General features: G+C 74.0%; 1 pseudogene. It reads left to right on the top strand.

Annotated elements, in window-relative coordinates:
• Nucleotides 1-519 (top strand): annotated as a pseudogene (locus tag CCN29_RS34480) (hydrolase); the annotation flags it as partial.

Here is a 519-nt window from a genome sequence, read left to right as displayed (position 1 = left end):
AGTGCTCGACCGGGTCGCCGTCGGCGAGTCCGCCGTGGCCCTGCGTCCCGTCCTGCTCGTGGGGGTGCGGGACACGGTCCGCGAGTGGGCCGCCGACGACCAGGTCGCCGAGGTGCTGCCGGGGCTGCTGAAACCGGCGGGCGGACGGGGCATGCGCGCGGCGACGACCATGACGCCGGAGAACCGCACCCTCGCCCAGCGGGCGTTCCGTTCCCTGCCCGCGATCGCCCGGTGCCTGCTCTGGCACGTCGAGGTCGAGGCCGAGCCGATATCCGTGCCCGCCGGACTGCTCGGCACGGACGCCGATCTCGCGTCGGGCGCGCTCGAGCAGGCGCGCGACAAGTTCCGACAGGGTCTGGTCCGCGCCCACCAGGAGCTGGCGCCCACGCAGGAGTGCCGCTTCTACAACCGGCTGCTCGACGTGCCCATCCGCCGGGGCGGCGAACTGCTGCCCGACGTGCGACAGCACATGGCCGAGTGCCGCTACTGCCGCAACGCGGCCGAGCAGCTCGGCCACTT

This window comes from Streptomyces pseudogriseolus, assembly GCA_002154585.1.
Classification (GTDB): domain Bacteria; phylum Actinomycetota; class Actinomycetes; order Streptomycetales; family Streptomycetaceae; genus Streptomyces; species Streptomyces pseudogriseolus.
This window is presented reverse-complemented; position numbering and strand designations above follow the sequence as displayed.